A 14,817-nucleotide genomic window follows, 5' to 3' on the forward strand; every position below is an offset into this window, starting at 1 on the left:
CCCGATGGTGACGCTGACCCGGCCCGCACGAACTGCGTCGCCGTCAGTGGAGCATCCACAACTCGAAACGCCCCGCTACCGCCGCAATCGCAGCAGGCCCAAGTGGGTCTCGATCCCACTCCGCTTCCTCGTGCCCGCGCTGCTGGTTGCCGGATGGTGGATCGGATCCGCTACCGGACTGATCCGAGAAGAGATCCTGGCCGGACCTCCGGCGGTGTGGACGGCATTCGCCGAGCTGTACCAGTCGGGTCAGTTGGTCGACTTCGGTCTCGCGTCGCTTCAACGTGCTGCACTCGGTGTTTCGGTCGGTGTGATCGTCGGATTGGTGCTCGGGGTTCTGTCCGGTCTCTCCTCGCTCGGTGAAGAACTGATCGACTCGACCATGCAGATCAATCGCGCGGTTCCGTTCCTCGCGCTCGTTCCGCTGTTCATCGCCTGGTTCGGTATCGACGAAACCTTCAAGGTAGTCCTGATCGCCGTCGCGACCGTCGCCCCCATGTACGCGTACACCTACCTGGGAGTGCGCGGAGTCGATCGCAAGATGGTGGAAGCGGCACAAGGTTTCGGCCTGACGGGTTGGCGACTGGTGTTCGGAGCGATTCTTCCGACCGCCCTCCCCGGTGTTCTGATGGGGCTTCGAATCTGCCTGTCGCTCAGCATCACCGGATTGATCGCCGCCGAGCAGGTCGGCACACGTGAGGGCATCGGGTATCTGGTCACCCTGGCGCAGGAATACAACCGCACCGACTACATGGTTCTGTGCATCGTCATGTACGCGGCACTGGGACTCATCTTCGACGCAATCGTCAGACTGATCGAGCGGTACTCCATGCCGTGGCGGAGATTGTCGGTGGCGCGATGACGAATACAACCATCGGCTCGCTGCCATCCACCGAAGCACCTCTGCCGCCGTTGGCAGCCCGTGAGCGGACCGGCACCACTGCGGCCGAGCGACGTGCCGGATCACCGGTAGCAGTCTCACTCACCGGAGTGCGTAAGTCATTCGGCGACAAGACTGTTCTAGGTGGTATCGACCTCGAGATCACGCGCGGCGAGTTCGTCGTTCTGCTCGGCCCCAGCGGAACCGGCAAGACGACCCTGCTGCGAGTGCTCTCTGGTTTGGAAGCACCGGACAGCGGTGAGGTGCTGGTCCCGCGCGACCGCACGGTCGTCTACCAGGAACCGCGATTGATACCGTCGAAGCGAGTTCTGGCTAATGTCACGGTGGGACAAAAGCGATCGCGCCAGGTGGCCGACAACGCACGCAACGCACTCTCCGAGGTCAACCTCGCGGACAAGCACCGCGCCTGGCCGGCCACGCTCTCCGGCGGTGAGGCCCAACGCGTCGCATTGGCGCGCGCTCTTGTTCGCGAACCTGAACTATTACTGCTCGACGAACCGTTCGCAGCCCTCGACGCTTTGACCAGGCTCCAAATGCAAGACTTGGTAGGCGATCTGGTCGCCCGCCACCGTCCGGCTGTACTACTCGTCACGCACGACGTCGACGAAGCCGTACGACTTGCCGACCGTGTGCTCATCCTCGACAAGGGCGGGTTTGCCGTGGATGTCGACATCGACCTGCCACGCCCCCGCGATCGGAACGATCCCGAATCTCTGCGCTACCGAGCGAGTTTCCTGAAGGAACTCGGCGTCGGTCGCACCTTCCCCGACGGACAGGACAGTCATGACATTGATCGCTGATTCCGCAATCGACACACTCTGGTACACCCGCTGCCCCGTTCCCACCGCCAGCGGCCTCGCCAACAGTCTCGGTTGGCTCGACCGGACGGCAAACGAATCCGGAGTGCGTTTCGGCGTACTGCAAGATGCCGGACCGGAATTGGCAGTGCGCCATTTCGATCACCACCTCTCCGGACTCATTCGTGAAGGCGGCAACGTCCCCGCACTGGCCGCGCGTGCCGGTGGTTCTCCGACGAGGCTCATCGGGCTCACCTGGATCGACGAGGCCCAGGCAATCCTGGTGCGCGGAGACTCCGACATCCGAGAAGCCGGTCTTCTGGCAGGCGCTCGGATCGGCATCCCGGCCTGGGCGGCAGATCAGGCCAGGAGCTTTCCCCGTGCCATGGCCCTGCACGGCTTCGCCTCCGCACTTCGACTCGGCGAGTTGAGTTTTGCCGACGTCACTCTCGTCGAGGTTGCGACGACGGCAGCCCCCGAGGTCCGCACCGCCTCGTCCACCCGCAACACGACGTGGGGCGTCGAATCCCTGCTACGCGGCGACGTCGACGCCATCTACGTCAAGGGTGCCCGCGCCCAGGAAGTTGCCCGCGAACATGGCCTCGCCGTTGCCGTCGATCTCGATTCCACTGCATCGCTACGTGATCGCGTCAACAACGGCACCCCACGACCGATCACAGTTCACGCCGACTTACTCGAACAACGCCCGGACATCGTCGTGGGTTTCCTCGCCGAGAGCCTGAGAGCGGCGGACTGGGCCGCAGCCAACATCGACGAGGTCCGAGCCGTTCTGCAGACCGAAACACAGTCGGGGCCCGAAGGTGTGGTGGCAGCGTACGGCGAGAACTTCCACACCGGACTGCATTTGAGCCTGTCTGACGAGCGTGTGGACCTGCTCGGCGTGCAGAAACAATTCCTGTATGCGCACGGCTTCCTTGCCGCCGACTTCGACCTGCAGTCCTGGGTGGCGCACGAACCACTGGAACAGGCACGCAACCTCGTTGCGCAGAAGGGCACAGCAGAATGACGGACGTCTACTGGGAGCTACCGTCTCGCGGTGACGGACGCCGCGCGGTGGCCGCACTGAACAGTCGCGGCGGCTTCGGGCCGCAGCGACCGACTACCGTCGCGACCGATGTTCGTCCCGGAAACTTCGGGCCCTTCGACGAATTGGCACAGATCGTTCTCGCCGCCGAACTGTCGGGCGTCGACGGCGTTGTCGCACCGTACGATCCGAATGGCGAAGAATCCTGGATCGTTGCTGCCGCCGCCCTACGTCAGACGCGTCATTCGCGAGTGGTCGTGGAGTTTCACCCCACTTTCGGCACCCCCGTCTACGCCGCCAAAATGTCGGCGACACTTCAGCGCCTGTCAGCAGGTCGTCTCGAATGGCGAGTGAAGGTCGATACTGACGCTGAAGATGCCATAGCTCGCGGCGACGTGGTTCGAGGAGCCGACCGCTACGCGCGCGCCGCGGAGTTCCTGACCGTGGCCCGTGGCGTATGGAACGAGGAGCAGATTCTCCCTGGCGGATTCGGCGGCACGGGTTACGACTTCGACGGCGAGTACTACGACGTACTCGGCGGCGGATTCCGAGGCATCTTGTCGGGACTCCGCTTTCCCCGAGTGCATCTGACCGGGGACTCGCCGGAAGCTCTGGAACTCTCGGCCCACCATGCCGATGTCCATCAGTTCACCCTTGCCGGCGGCGAGTTGTCGACACGGATCACCACCCTCGACGACCGAGCATCCGAACTCGGCAGGACCGTCGAGAAGGTCCTGCGCATCCCGATCATCGCGAGGGAAACAGCGGACGAAGCCTGGGCTCGCGTCGAACGGCAACTGAGAGAAGCCGATTCCGCTGCACTCGAGATCGATCGGGGCGGCATCCTGTGGTCCGGATTCGACCGCATCGGCTACGAGCACAGTATCGGCCTCGTCGGAAGCTACGAGGAGGTGGCGCAGCGATTGTCGTCGTATCGCGATATCGGCGTGGACGGTTTCGTCCTGTCCGGTCGGCCACACATCGAAGAGCTGCACCGGGCGGGCGAGCATCTCCTGCACCTGGTCGATCCCGAGGGTCGGATCCGCAAGGAAGAGAAGGCCACCACCGAAGAGAAGGCCACCGCATGAGCATCGATTTCTACTGGCGGATCGGGATGGAAGGCGACCACGCGTCGCTGCGTACTCCGCGTCGCTACAACCGCGGCGATGCCGGTGGATACGGGCCGGGCAACATTGCTCCCGCGATCCGCGGCGGCGAATTGGACGGATACAGCTACATCGACCACATGGCCGCGGTGGCAAAGGCTTCCGAGTCCGCAGGGTTCCTCGGTGGACTGCTGCCGTCTTTCCCGATGACCGAGGATCCGTGGGCGACCGCAGCAGCGTTGGCCGCCGAGACCACCACCTACCGTTTCATGGTTGCGTTCCAACCAGGGTTCCTGCACCCGGTACAGGCAGCGCGGATGTCGGCCAGTCTGCAGCGAGCAACCGGCGGACGTCTGGTTTACAACATCATCAGTGGTGGCGGTGGAGCGCCTCAGCTGTGGTGGGGCGACAAGGTCGACCACGACGATCGCTACACCAGGACGTCCGAGTTCCTCGATGTGCTCAAGGGTGTGTGGGCCGGTGAACCTTTCGACTTCGACGGTCGCTTCTTCCAAACCCACGGCGCTGCATTGCCACCCGGGCTTGCCGGCCAACCGTTTCCCGAGGTGTACTTCTCCGGGTCTTCGGCCGCAGCCGTCGCCGCCGCCGGACTGCACTCCGATTACTACCTTTCCTGGCTGGAACCGTACGCCGATCTGAGAGCCAAGATCGACGGTGTGCGGGAGAACTCGGCCAAGCTGGGACGCACCCCGAAGTTCGCCGTACGCATCGACGTCGTTGCCCGGCACACCGAAGAAGCCGCGTGGGCCGAGATCGAGAAAGGCTGGGCCTTCGTCGACAAGGGGGCCGCCGACCGTGCAGCCCAGGGTGATTCGGTGGGCGCCGCCCGCATCAAAGGCTGGGTACCCGAACACATCACCGGCTACCGAGATCTGGAAGTGCAACCCAACGTGTGGTGCGGCTTCAGCCTCATCCGCGGCGGACCGGCGTTCGGACTGGTCGGCAGTTACGAGCAGGTCGCCGAAAGACTCGACGAGTTGCGCGAACTGGGTGTCGACGCCTTCATCCTCGCCGGTAACCCGCATCTCGAAGAGGCATACCGCGTCGGCGAAGAAGTTCTTCCCCTCCTGCAGCGCACCCCGATCACACCTTCTGGACTGGAGACTCGATGACCACCACCGAAACTCGACTCGACGCCGATACCACAGCATTCGTCGAAGAGGCGCGTAAAGCAGCAGACAAGGCATTCGACGTCTTCCGCAAGACCGGAACGGTTGCAGCCAACGGGACCGTCAACTTCGTCGAACGCGTGCCCGGCACCGAAATCGCAGTTGCACTGAACGATCCGGGACCGTGGGCGGATGACCCATCGGTGTCACCGGTTGTCGCCACCTTCGATGGAGAGGTGCTGTCCGGCAACGGATCGGCCGGTTTTGTCACCGGCTACGCGTCAGTCTTCCGTCAGCATCCGGAAATCACCAGCGTTGTCCACATCCACACACCGTGGCTCGGCGGTTGGGCACAGACACATCGGACGCTACCCATCCGCTATGCGGCTTCGCAGAGGCTGACGCTCTCCCGAGAGATTCCGCCGCACGTCGATCGGTCTCGTTCTGCAGGCGAGTTCATTCTCGAGCGTCTCGAACATGATCCCGATCTGGTGGCGATCTTCGAAGCCAACGGCGGGGTCAACGTCATCGGCCGCAGCGGGTTGCTCGACCTCGCGAAGTTCGTCGTCCTCCTCGAGGAAGGCGCCCAGTTCCAGGCGATCGCCGAATCCCTCGGCGGTTCGGTCGAATTCGATCCGTCCAACCTCGCCGTGCAGTGGGGCCGTAGCGGACTCGCCGACGAGGCGCGTCGACGCGGCCTCATCTAGCCACCCCCATCACTGATTCAGAACAGGAAACCGTAGATCTCATGACCGTTCGCGTCGGATACTTCCCACACAACAATTCGCTGTTCGTACTGCGCCACACCGGCATCCTCGAACGCCGTCTCCCCGATGTCGAGTGGGTGGACCTGCGTGAGCTTCCCGCCAAGCCTGCAGTGAACCCGGAAAACGCCTTGCCGACCCTGCACTCGGACTGGCTGTTCGAGGAGGGCGGATACGACGTGATCGGAACCGGATTCACGCCGCCCGTCACCGGATTGGCCCAGGGCCGCGATCTCGTCTACATCGGAATCTCCGGCCCCCGCGTGGAGAACGGGCGCCTGGTAGTCAAGGCAGAGTCCGAGATCAACACGGTTGAGGACCTGCGCGGCAAGCGCGTCGGCATCGCGCACGGATCGTGGCAGACCACACTTTTGTTGTTCGCCTTGGATCAGGCGGGGCTGACCTGGTCCGACATCGTCCCCGTCGACACCGACGTACGCGGTGGTGGAGCGGACCTCGTCGACGGCACCATCGATGCCTGGGTTGGCGCGTACCCGGGGCTGACGGACATCGAAGCGAACCACGAACTGCGAACGCTGATCGCCACCGACGGACTCTTCAGCCACCCCTCACTGTGGTTCACCCGGCGCGATTTCGCGGATACCAACCCGGAGGCCCTCCAGGCGATCATCGAGGCCCTGCAGGAATCCGACGCCTGGATCGAAGCCAACCCCCGCGAAGCCGCCCAGGTCTTCGTCGACGACGTCGAGAAGCGTGGCGGGTCCGCGAGCCTCGATGCCTGGGAAGCTGCACTGCGCGGACGTCCTTTCGGTGTCAACCCTGTCACCGACGAGTTCCTGGACGAGCAGCAGCGCGCGGCCGATCTCCTGCTGAGCAACGGACTACTGCCGAAGGCGGTCACCGTCCGCGAAGCAGTCGTGCCGTGGATCAGCGAGTTCGTCGGTTCGGATCGTTCGTCGATCTGAGGACCCACTCCTGACAGATCCGCTTCACACGTGACAGATACCGAACGGTCTGCCATTGTGAAGGAATGCGGCGGCGCGTGGGTGAGAGTTGGTCCACGCGACCAGTCTCAGGGGTAACCCCTGGGTCGGCCAGAAGAATTGGATACTGCGTCCACCGGCGTTCGGCACGCTCCGCGTGCTTGCCGCCGCACCGGACAAAGGATTTGGTCACCCCGCCCCGTCGCATCCCGGAGTCGTATCATGCGTGACTTCGAGCTCGATCCCGAGTTGGCGCGTCGTCTGGCCGTTGCGGCCGCTGACGCTCCGTGGACCCTCAGCGGCCTCGAGGAGGCATTCGGAACCGTCTTCGGCGTTTCCCCGACGCTCCTGGCCGTGCGCGTTCTCGACCTCATGCCCGCTCCACCGTTCGAACCGCAGACTCTGTATCGATTGCTTCGCGAACTACCTCGCCTGCGGCCTGTTCCTCTCTCACTGGACACCAATGAAACCTCGGTGTGGCGGTTCGACGTTCCCCGCTACAACACCAGTGTGGACCTGGCTCGTTCACTGGATCTGACGATCTCCGAACTCGAGTGGTTCGCCGACCGAGGGGAATGGCTCCGCACGAAACCCCGACCGCTACGCCACTACCGGCCGATGCAGATCAGCAAGAAGGCCGGCGCTCGCCTCCTCGAGGTACCGAAACCCCGATTGCGCGAAATTCAACGGAAGATCCTGCGCCGCATCCTCGACCTGGTGCCCCCGCACGACGCGGCACACGGATTTGTCCGTGGTCGAAGCCCTCTGACTTTTGCAGCGCCGCACGCACAGTCGGAAATCGTGATCGGCGCGGACCTCGCGCAGTTCTTCCCTTCGATCAGCGGCAGCCGCGTTCATGCCGTCTTCGCCGCCCTCGGCTATCCACCCGCAGTGGCAGGCGTTCTCACCGGATTGTGCACTGTTGCAACACCTGCCGATACCCTGCGCGGCCTACCGTATGCACAGGCATCACAGCTACGCACCGCGCATCTTCCGCAAGGCGCACCCACTTCTCCTGCACTGGCGAATCTCGTCGCACGCAAACTCGACATCCGCTTGAGTGGACTCGCACAAGCGAACTGGCTCACCTACACCCGATACGCCGACGACCTCGCGTTCTCCGGAATCGAAGTAGCCGACGTCGGCACCCTCCTCTGGACGGTCGAGCAGATCGCCGGGGACGAAGGGTTTGCCATCCATCCACGAAAGACCAAGGTAATGCGCCCTCATCGACGCCAACACCTCACCGGGTTGGTGATCAACGACCAACCCTCGTATCCGCGCGACGACTACGATCGCTTGCGTGCCCTGCTGCACAACGCCGCCAGTACTTCTGCGCAGGAACAGAATCGGGATGGCGTGGAGAACTTCCGCGCCCACATCTACGGCCGGATCGCGCACATCGGCGAAACCAGCACTACACGCCGACGCACATTGCTGCGCCTGGCTGAACGTGTGGATTGGGACGGTTAGTGCCCGCGAGCAGTCAGACCCGCGGGGTGTAGGCCATGCATTCGACTTCCATGTGCGCACCCAGCGCCAGTCCGTCTGTTCCGAACGCACTGCGGGCCGGCAGTCTCGACGCCGGGAAGTACTCGAGGTAGACCTTGTTGAACTCCTGCCAACGTGACATGTCGTCAAGCATGACAGTGCATTTGAAGATCGCTTCGACACCGGAACCGTAAGCGATCAGCGAAGCCACGATGTTCTCCATGGTCTGACGAGCCTGCGCTTCGAAGCCGTCGGCCAAAGTCCCGTCCGGGAGCATGCCGATCTGACCCGACAGATACAGAACGTCTCCGACGCGCACTCCGGTGGAGAACGGCGTATCGAAAGCGGGTGGGATGAACTCGACGGTCTGAGATGAATCCATTAGATCTCCTCGGAGTTGGAATATGCGTGACGAGTTGGCGTTTCAGCGCACTGGGCGCGCACGAACATCGGCCAGGAAGTGCGCCACCAACTCGTTCCACGCGTGTGGGTCCTCGAAATAGGGGGAGTGGCCGCGGTCGGCAAGTTCGACCACTTCGGCGTGGGGCAGGAACTCGGCGGCGCTGCGAATCCGCTCGGGTGTCATCAAATCGTCCAGCTCACCCGCGATCAGCAGAACCGGCGCCGTCACCGCGGCAAGATCGCTCGGCGAGTAGTTGTGGGCCTTGAGAATTCGGAAGAACTCGGTGTCAGGTGGGCGATGACCGAAGGTGCCGAGAGCTTGGTACAGGTATGCCCTCGCCATGTCCAAGCTCGGCAACCGTCCGCCCACAGCGGGATGCTCCCCCAGGGGCCGCGCGGTGACGGGTGCTGCGGTGAGGGGAGGTGCGCTGTCCGGACCGAATCCGACGGGAATGCCGCCGGTCGTGCAGGCCAGGACTACCGACTCCACCCGGTCCGGAACAGCGATCGCGGTCCCCAATGCGGCCCAACCGCCCATCGACTGGCCGACCACGTGCGCTCGATCAACCGCCAACAGGTCCATGATTTCGATCAGATCAGAGACTGCCGCTACCGGGCCGTGGTTGCCGTTCTCGTTGGTAGAGCGGCCGAATCCTCGCTGATCCCAGCTGATCACCCGATAGTGCTGAGCGAAGTAGGGCACCTGCTGGTACCAGACGGCCGCATTTCCGCCGAGACCGTGCGTGAGAATCAGATCCGGGCCCTCGCCGGCAGTCTCGTACCAGACCCGTTCGCCGTCTGCGACGGTGATGAAGCCCTCGGTCCGTGAAATCATCCTTGTTCTCCTGTGTCGGACGGGCGCTTGCCCGAAGTGTGGTCAGTGAGGAGTTGCTGCACTTCATCGGTGGCCCGCAGCAGGTGTTCTTCGACCATTCGCGTCGTTTTCGCATCGAAGTCGGTATCGAAACCGATCACCGTCAACGCACAGAGCGGAGACCCCTTGCGGGAAGACACTGCACGCGAGACCGAACCGATGATGTCCTGAGATCGTTTGTGGACAACGGCGAATCCGGTTTTCTGCGTCTCGGCGATGTCGGCGAGAAAGCCGGTGGGTCCTTCCAGTGGATAGCCACTCTTCTCCACCATCGCCAGGTAGGGCGCCCGGGTGTTGTCCTCGAGTGCCGCCACCAACGCGAGCGGACCCGCGAACCGGTGCGGCGGAAGCAGATCCCCGAGCATACGAGTGATCATCTTGAGTCGCTCGGGACGCAGCGCCGCGATGATCCGCGTCCCGCCGCTCTCGAGAACCTGCAGATTCACCATCATGTCCGTGCTCTCGGACAGCACCCGCATGGTCGGATCGCACAAGGCCGCCAACGAATGCGCTGCCGCTTCGTGGGAAACCTGCAGTGCAGCCGGGCCGGGGAGATAGCGACCGTCGTAGCGGAAGACCCAACCACGGTTCGCGAGTTCTCCGAGCACTCGGTGCGCAGTCGGGCGGAGCATCCCGACTTCTTCTGCCAGTTCGCTGAGCTTCATCGGCGTGGTCGAGCGCGCGATGGCCTCGAGTAGATCCAGCGCTTTGTCGACGGCGGACGCAGAACCCTTCGTCATCCGATCCCCTCCCGGTGCCGTGGATGTACCCGGCGATCCGAAATCTCGTGTTCTTGGAAAACCCTTGGCATTCGCCTAGGAAATTACTATAGTCACAACAATCGTTCCGGCGTACGGAATTCTTTGAGCGTCTTCACCTTCCCACCGGATTACCGGCAAGGAAGTCATATCTTTCCCAGCGAGAGGTTTTCGGACATGACGGTTGGACTTACCCTTCGGTCGACACCACGGTTCAGAGTTGTTGCCCTGGCCGCAGTCGCGACCGCGGCATTGGCACTGACAGGCTGTTCGAGCGACGCCACGGCCTCCGACGACGGGGGCACCCAGACCACCACGATTCGAATCGCACCTCAGCCGATCGCGGACTTCGCACCGATTTGGCTCGGCATGGAGCAGGGGTACTTCACCGATGAGGGACTCGACATCCAACTCGTGGAGGGCGGCGCTAGTTCCTCGGCTCAAATTCCGTTGTTGCTCAGCGGAAATGCAGATATGGCAGCCACGACTGCCGCTGCCGCAATTCAGGCACGGAGCCAGAACATGCCCGTCACCATTGTCGGCGGGCTCACGAATTTTGCCGCAAATGACAGCGTCGACCAGTCCGGTCTCGTGGTCGCCAAGGACAGTTCCATCAGCGGCTTCCGTGACCTCGAAGGCAAGACCGTCGCGATCAGCGGTTTGAAGTCCGTCAGCGAAGCAGTCATCTCTGCCGCGGTGGAGAAGTCCGGTGGCGCAGCGGACAAGATCTCGTTCATTCAGGCGCCCATGCCCAACCTCGGCGACCTGGTTTCCACCGGCGGGGCCGACGCGGCATTCCTCATCGATCCGTTCCTGAGTAAAGCAACCGACTCGGGGCTGAAGATCCTCGGCCGCCCCTTCCCCTTGGCCGCACCCGGTGTACCGGGGACCTCGCTGGTCGCTTCGGAATCGTTTGTCAATGCGAACCCTGACTCACTCGCGAAATTCCGTACCGCGCTTGCCAAATCAGTTGACTACGCCAATCAGAATCCGGGCGCGGTCAAGGCTGCACTCTCGACACAAGCCAAGATTCCGCTCGAAATGCTGGCCAACAGCAAGAATCCTCAGTTCGTCGCAGTAGTGGAACCGGGTGCTCTCGGCACGGAGATCGAACTGCTGGTCAAGTACGGGGTACTGACGGATTCGGTCGAGGCCGAATCCCTGCTGACCCCGGCCAACTGAGTTGTCCGCCTTGACAACCCTGCAGACTCGCCGCAGGCAGGTTCTGCTCGGTCGGCTGCTGACGCTCTTCGCATTGGCAGCCGCCTGGCAGATCTTCGGAATGCTCGGCGACGAGGACGTCAAAGGTATTCCGAAGTTCAGCGACGTGGCAGTGGCCCTTGTGAACGAACTCGGCACATCCTCGTTGTGGACATCACTGGGACAAACGGTGACCACCACAGCGATCGGTTTGGCGCTGTGCCTGGTGATCGGAATCCCGGCAGGACTGCTGCTCGCCGCGCACCCGTTCCTGACGGTCTCCTCCCGTTTCGTCATCGACTTCTGCCGAACCGTTCCGCCGCTCGCAATCATTCCGCTCTTTCTGCTGATCATGGGCCCGACGCAACGGATGGCGGTGGCACTGATCGTGGCAGTAAGTGTGTGGCCGATTCTGCTCCAGACGATTCACGGTGTGCGCAACGTCGACCCGGAACTGCTGGCCACCGCACGATCCTTCCGACTTCCACTGTGGCGCAGGCTCGCTCTCGTCGTCGCACCGGCATCGATGCCCTACATCTTCACCGGGATTCGCATCTCGGCAACACTGAGCTTGCTGCTGACCATCGGTGCAGAATTGATCGCCGGCGTGCCGGGACTCGGTAAGGAGATCCTGCTGAGCCAATCCGTCCCCGATCGAATGTTCGCACTGATCATCGTCGCCGGACTACTCGGAATGCTGCTCGCCTTCGCCGTGATGGCGATCGAGAATCGTTTACTTGCCTGGCATTACATCCCGAGGAGGATGACGACGTGAAGATGATGTCAGGACTTCGACTCCTCGTGTGGGAGTTGTGGCTGCCGATCTTGATCGTCGTCGTATGGTACTTCGGTTCGGAGTCGAGCAAGTCGCCTTACTTCCCGCCGCTGTCGCGTATCTGGAAAGCGTTTGTGGACAACTGGTTCGGTCCGGGATTCGCCCACGATGTCGTACCGAGCTTGACCAACCTTGCCTTCGGTCTCGCCGTGGCACTGGTGGTCGGCGTCGGCGCCGGTCTCCTGCTGGCACTGTTCCCGCTGGCTGCCGACATTGCCGATCCGTTTCTCCAGTTCTTCCGCGCTATTCCGGCGCTGGCCGTATTACCCGCTCTTTTCATCGTTTTCGGAACCGGTTCGACGGGTAACGTTGCCGCCATCGCCTTCGGCGCGGTCTGGCCGATACTCCTCAACACCCTCGACGGCATTCGCTCCATCGACCCGAGTATCCGATTGGTGGCGCGCAGCTACCGGATCCGTACACCCCTCCTGGTGACGCAGGTACTCCTCCCCGGAGCGATGCCGCAGATAACAGTCGGTATCCGCACCAGTCTCGCGATCGGTGTCGTCATCATGGTCGGAAGCGAAATGTACGTCTCCACTGCAGGAATCGGTCACTTCGTGATCGTCGCGCAACAGACCTTCGCGATCGCCGACATGTGGTCCGGAATTCTCCTGCTGGGAATCATCGGATACGTGCTCAACCTCGGATACGGCGTGATCGAACGATGGTTGCTCAGATGGCAGCCGCGGACCCACGACGCTCTCGCAGTGAAAGGAAACTGATGTCATCCACAGAATCTGCGGCATCGATACCCGCAGTCGAACTGAGCGGCCTCGGGGTGACCTACGGCGGTCCCACCGGCCGCGAAGTGCTCCGCGGCATCGATCTGTCCGTTGCACCCGGAGAAATCGTCTGCATCGTCGGCCATTCCGGCATCGGCAAGAGCACGCTGATTCGTTGCATCGCCGGTCTGCAGAAGCCGACCACCGGTGAGGTCCGCATCGCCGGGATCGCGATCGATGCACCGCCGGCCACGCTGGCTCTCGTGTCACAGGACTACGGACGCACACTGATGCCGTGGCTTCGAGTGGGCGAGAACGTTCGCCTGCCGCTACGGGGCAACGGTCTGGCGCGGAAGGTTCAGAACGAGAGGGTTAGCGATGCACTTGCCGTTGTCGGTCTAGGCGGTGCTGCGCGTTCCTACCCCTGGCAGTTGTCCGGCGGAATGCAGCAGAGAGTGGCGATAGCTCGCGCTCTCGCCTATCGGCCGCAGGTACTCCTCATGGACGAACCCTTCGCGTCGGTCGATGCGCAGACCCGCGCGGAACTCGAAGACCTGCTGCTGACGCTTCAGCGTGATCTTGGCATCACCGTCCTCCTCGTCACCCACGACGTCGACGAATCGGTGTACCTGTCCGATCGAGTGGTCGTCCTCGGCGGAACTCCGGCATTGACGCAGGACATCGTCGACGTCCCGTTGACCGGAGCTCGAGATCAACTGACCACCAAGGCAGACCCACTGTTCATCGAGTGCCGTACCAGGGTCCTGTCCGCGATCCAGCAGTCGAAGGTGGTGGCGCCCGTGTCGTAAGCGCCTCGCCTAGGCTGGCTCCGTGATCCTTCTCCTCATCGGCCTCGCGCTGCTCGGATTCTGCGGCTACCGGTTCAGGCAGGATCGACGGAGGCTGAGCAACGGCGTCTACCTACTTCTCGGACTGATCTTCACCGGTCTGTGGATGTTGCAGTCGGGTGCGCCGGGAACCGAGGTCCCGTCGTTCGTCATCGCGACGATCGCTCTGCTCTCGCCGTTGCTGGTGCTCATGCTTGCAGGATTCCTGATCGTCAACGGAGTCACGATGCTGCGGCGCGAGGGATTCAGCGTCGCGAATCTGCTCTCACTCGTCGCCGGACTCGGCCTGCTCGTTCCCTACGTGTTGCTCGCATCAGCGCTGCTGACGCAGAGATATTGGCTCGCAGTCGTTCTCGGTTCGTTCAGCCTGGTCGCGTCGTACCTGGGGTTTCTGTTCACGAGCTTTCTGCTCTACTCCTACGTCTACGGACGCCAGAAGTACCAGCCCGGGATGGACGCGATAGTGGTTCACGGCGCCGGGCTTTCGGGCGCCGACGTGACACCCCTGCTTGCCAGCCGTCTGGACAAGGCGGCCGACGTCTTTCGCGCCGAGGTCCGCGAAGGACGTTCACCACTGTTGGTCGTGAGCGGTGGGAAGGGTTCGGACGAGGTGGTCAGCGAGGCGGAGGCAATGTGCGTCTACCTCGTCGATCACGGGATACCGCGCGAGAGCGTGATTCTCGAGGACCGCTCGACCACCACGCTCGAGAACCTCGAGTACACCAGGGACCTTCTCCGTGCCAACACCACGAAGCCTCGAATGGTGCTGGTCACCAGCAACTTCCACATCCTCCGAACTGCGACGTTTGCCCGAAGCCTCGATCTGGATGCGGAAGTCATCGGTTCCCACACCGCCCGGTACTACCTGCCGAGCGCCATTCTGCGCGAGTTCGCCGCCGTCACGGTGGAGCACAAGTGGCTCAACGGAACGGTCTGCCTGATCCTGGCCGCCCTGCCCCCACTGGTGGTCTGGGCGGCAGGAGGCATTTCGTAGCCG

16 protein-coding genes are annotated in these 14,817 nt (G+C 62.9%); 13 read left to right on the forward strand and 3 right to left on the reverse strand.

What is annotated here, in order from left to right; all coding sequences use genetic code 11:
* Positions 1–4: 4 nt before the first annotated feature.
* From AC1Q6C_RS09030 to AC1Q6C_RS09065, 8 genes are all read left to right on the forward strand, one after another.
* The gene (locus AC1Q6C_RS09030) at positions 5–862 is read left to right on the forward strand and encodes an ABC transporter permease (RefSeq protein ID WP_003946011.1); all 858 of its coding nucleotides are present in this window, start codon (positions 5–7) and stop codon (positions 860–862) included.
* Positions 859–1,701 (forward strand): ABC transporter ATP-binding protein, encoded by an 843-nt coding sequence (locus AC1Q6C_RS09035; protein WP_118606044.1) that lies wholly within the window; start codon positions 859–861, stop codon positions 1,699–1,701. Before AC1Q6C_RS09030 ends, AC1Q6C_RS09035 begins: the two co-directional genes overlap by 4 nt.
* Positions 1,685–2,725, forward strand: coding sequence for an ABC transporter substrate-binding protein (locus AC1Q6C_RS09040; protein WP_118605755.1), 1,041 nt, complete (start codon positions 1,685–1,687; stop codon positions 2,723–2,725). The genes AC1Q6C_RS09035 and AC1Q6C_RS09040 overlap by 17 nt, the downstream gene beginning before the upstream one ends.
* Positions 2,722–3,831: an LLM class flavin-dependent oxidoreductase gene (locus AC1Q6C_RS09045; RefSeq protein WP_118605752.1), complete on the forward strand. Its 1,110-nt coding sequence runs from the start codon at positions 2,722–2,724 to the stop codon at positions 3,829–3,831. Before AC1Q6C_RS09040 ends, AC1Q6C_RS09045 begins: the two co-directional genes overlap by 4 nt.
* Entirely contained in the window at positions 3,828–4,982 is a 1,155-nt protein-coding gene (locus AC1Q6C_RS09050) for an LLM class flavin-dependent oxidoreductase (protein ID WP_050656906.1), read from the forward strand. Before AC1Q6C_RS09045 ends, AC1Q6C_RS09050 begins: the two co-directional genes overlap by 4 nt.
* Positions 4,979–5,686, forward strand: a complete 708-nt coding sequence (locus AC1Q6C_RS09055; protein ID WP_042448033.1) for a class II aldolase/adducin family protein — start codon at positions 4,979–4,981, stop codon at positions 5,684–5,686. The genes AC1Q6C_RS09050 and AC1Q6C_RS09055 overlap by 4 nt, the downstream gene beginning before the upstream one ends.
* Before the next feature lie 41 nt (positions 5,687–5,727).
* Positions 5,728–6,669: an ABC transporter substrate-binding protein gene (locus tag AC1Q6C_RS09060; RefSeq protein ID WP_003946000.1), complete on the forward strand. Its 942-nt coding sequence runs from the start codon at positions 5,728–5,730 to the stop codon at positions 6,667–6,669.
* 240 nt (positions 6,670–6,909) lie between these two features.
* The gene (locus tag AC1Q6C_RS09065; RefSeq protein WP_081377614.1) at positions 6,910–8,160 is read left to right on the forward strand and encodes a reverse transcriptase family protein; all 1,251 of its coding nucleotides are present in this window, start codon (positions 6,910–6,912) and stop codon (positions 8,158–8,160) included.
* Positions 8,161–8,173: 13 nt separating this feature from the next.
* On the opposite strand, the gene AC1Q6C_RS09070 is transcribed toward AC1Q6C_RS09065, so the two are convergent.
* From AC1Q6C_RS09070 to AC1Q6C_RS09080, 3 genes are read right to left on the reverse strand one after another with little or no spacing between them, the layout of a single operon-like run.
* Positions 8,174–8,560: a RidA family protein gene (locus AC1Q6C_RS09070; protein ID WP_003946047.1), complete on the reverse strand. Its 387-nt coding sequence runs from the start codon at positions 8,558–8,560 to the stop codon at positions 8,174–8,176.
* Between the two features lie 42 nt (positions 8,561–8,602).
* Entirely contained in the window at positions 8,603–9,415 is an 813-nt protein-coding gene (locus AC1Q6C_RS09075) for an alpha/beta fold hydrolase (protein ID WP_050656903.1), read from the reverse strand.
* Positions 9,412–10,194, reverse strand: coding sequence for an IclR family transcriptional regulator (locus tag AC1Q6C_RS09080; RefSeq protein ID WP_003946023.1), 783 nt, complete (start codon positions 10,192–10,194; stop codon positions 9,412–9,414). The genes AC1Q6C_RS09075 and AC1Q6C_RS09080 overlap by 4 nt, the downstream gene beginning before the upstream one ends.
* Before the next feature lie 195 nt (positions 10,195–10,389).
* Between AC1Q6C_RS09080 and AC1Q6C_RS09085 the strand changes: the two genes are divergently transcribed.
* The 5 genes from AC1Q6C_RS09085 to AC1Q6C_RS09105 are packed head-to-tail and all read left to right on the forward strand — an operon-like array spanning position 10,390 to position 14,814.
* Positions 10,390–11,394 carry an ABC transporter substrate-binding protein gene (locus AC1Q6C_RS09085; protein WP_136471095.1) on the forward strand — a complete coding sequence of 335 codons (1,005 nt, stop codon included), beginning with the start codon at positions 10,390–10,392 and terminating at the stop codon, positions 11,392–11,394.
* Between the two features lie 10 nt (positions 11,395–11,404).
* Complete coding sequence (locus AC1Q6C_RS09090) at positions 11,405–12,187, forward strand: ABC transporter permease (RefSeq protein WP_020971398.1); 783 nt, start codon at positions 11,405–11,407, stop codon at positions 12,185–12,187.
* Between the two features lie 2 nt (positions 12,188–12,189).
* On the forward strand, positions 12,190–12,972 hold the full coding sequence (locus AC1Q6C_RS09095) for an ABC transporter permease (protein ID WP_492666644.1): 783 nt from the start codon (positions 12,190–12,192) through the stop codon (positions 12,970–12,972).
* The gene (locus AC1Q6C_RS09100) at positions 12,972–13,781 is read left to right on the forward strand and encodes an ABC transporter ATP-binding protein (protein WP_054831935.1); all 810 of its coding nucleotides are present in this window, start codon (positions 12,972–12,974) and stop codon (positions 13,779–13,781) included. The genes AC1Q6C_RS09095 and AC1Q6C_RS09100 overlap by 1 nt, the downstream gene beginning before the upstream one ends.
* A gap of 22 nt (positions 13,782–13,803) precedes the next feature.
* Positions 13,804–14,814 (forward strand): YdcF family protein, encoded by a 1,011-nt coding sequence (locus AC1Q6C_RS09105; protein ID WP_050656900.1) that lies wholly within the window; start codon positions 13,804–13,806, stop codon positions 14,812–14,814.
* The last annotated feature ends 3 nt before the right edge of the window (positions 14,815–14,817 follow it).

Source organism: Rhodococcus sp. MT28, assembly GCF_058792695.1.